This window comes from Laspinema olomoucense D3b, assembly GCF_025370785.1.
In the GTDB taxonomy this organism is placed as follows: domain Bacteria; phylum Cyanobacteriota; class Cyanobacteriia; order Cyanobacteriales; family Laspinemataceae; genus Laspinema; species Laspinema olomoucense.
Genome location: NZ_JAMXFA010000092.1, coordinates 1 through 1,742 on the forward strand (window position 1 = coordinate 1; position 1,742 = coordinate 1,742).

At 45.8% G+C, this 1,742-nt stretch carries 1 protein-coding gene and 1 pseudogene; one reads left to right on the forward strand and one right to left on the reverse strand.

The features are described 5' to 3' along the window. Positions 1–54: 54 nt before the first annotated feature. The gene (locus tag NG792_RS28750; protein WP_261237798.1) at positions 55–552 is read right to left on the reverse strand and encodes a hypothetical protein; all 498 of its coding nucleotides are present in this window, start codon (positions 550–552) and stop codon (positions 55–57) included. 222 nt (positions 553–774) lie between these two features. Here NG792_RS28750 and NG792_RS28755 point away from each other — a divergent pair. Next, positions 775–1,689 (forward strand): annotated as a pseudogene (locus NG792_RS28755) (RNA-guided endonuclease InsQ/TnpB family protein); the annotation flags it as partial. Between the last annotated feature and the right edge of the window lie 53 nt (positions 1,690–1,742).

Below are 1,742 nucleotides of genomic sequence, written 5' to 3' on the forward strand. Positions count from 1 at the left end.
TTGCTTCGCGCTCTTCCCTCCTTCGGCTGATGGACATTTCTTATTTTCCTCTGCCTAGAGTGACAAAAGAGGGATAGTTAATATCGTTCCATAAGCCAAACCTGGAAATCCTAGTTTTGATCCTTCTCTATTTCGACCAGCCGTGATGCGATTGCTGTGAATGCGGCCTAAGTCGGTCAAAATCCGAGTTTCTGAGAGCAGGTCCGTGGGACTTGCCGGGATGCCTCGGCGACCCCCCACCGTGAAGCTGTTCTCGTCTCCCTGACAGCCAGTGGTACTTTGGCCGGATGGGTCGAGGAAGTTGGTCTCAAGCGGAACAAGCGCATCCGTGGGGTCCAAGTCGGGGGTATTGAGCGTGACGATGCCGCTCAACTCAGCATCACGTTCCAATGTGGGGGTGATATCCGAAGTTTGATCCGAAAGGCGATCGCAAAACTCCGTATCACAAATTCCTTGGGTGTTAATGCTGATGCGACCGCCGCGAAAATCTTGGGAGCAAGAGCAAGGATTTAGTCGGAGATTTGGAGGGCATCTTAGGACAATAAGGTACAATACTCAAGAAGATTCGCAACTCAATCATGGATAGATAACGGTTCGGTAGACTCATGAGGTACGATTCAAAGCCCTCGGATGTTCTGGGCCGCCAACGAGAAAGGGGCCGCCATCGCGAGTCCCTAAACAGATGAGAAACACTATACAGTTAAACCCCAAACCAGTAGCAAATTTCGCCTTCCCACCAACTCAAGAAATTCGGATTGATGGTAAGATGAAATCATGCCTTACAAAGCTTTCCAGACAAAACTAAAACTCAATGACCGTCAAGCTACCTTGATGGCCAAACACGCGGGCTATGCTCGGTTTGTGTTTAATTGGGGATTACACTTATGGAGGTCAGCCTATGAAGAGGGACTCAAGCCTAACGTTAACTCCATCAAAAAGGTTTTTACGAATTATGTAAAACCTCAATATCCTTGGATGTCCGAATTGTCTTCTAGAGTTTATCAATATGCCTTCATTAATCTAGGGGATGCCTTTAAGCGCTTCTTTAAGGGAATAAGCAGTTATCCTAAATTTAAGAAGAAAGGCCACCATGATAGCTTTACGCTTGACAATTGCGGAAAACCATTCAAGTTGTCAGGAACTCGCCATAAGCTGCCTTTTGTGGGCTGGGTTTCTACATTTGAGGCCCTACCCCCCAGTTTAGTTAAGAAAGTCACGATAACGCGCCAAGCTGGTGACTGGTATATGAGCTTTTTTGTGGAAATCCCACCAGAGATTACACCTAAATGTCGAGAGAGAATTGGAGTTGACCTAGGAATTAATACTTTAGCGACGGCTAGCGATGGGACAAAGTTTTCTAATCCCAAGGCGTATAAATCAGCCACCAAAAAACTAGCTCAATTACAACGCCATTTAAGTCGCAAAATAAAAGGCTCGAAAAATCGGGCCAAATGTCTCTTAAAAGTCCAAAGGCTACATCAAAGGGTAGCAAATATTCGCCGGGACGCTATTCATAAAATCACGACTTTTTTGGCTAAGAACCACAGCCAAGTAGTCATTGAAGACTTGAATGTGTCTGGAATGTTGAAAAATCATTGTTTGGCCGGTTCTATCGCGGATGCCTCATTTTATGAGTTCCGTAGGCAACTTGGTTACAAAACGGAGCGCTATGGTTCAAAGTTGATTATTGGTGCGATTCGTTCAGTCGAAATGAGTAGCAACACTCAGGGATGACTGGCAGG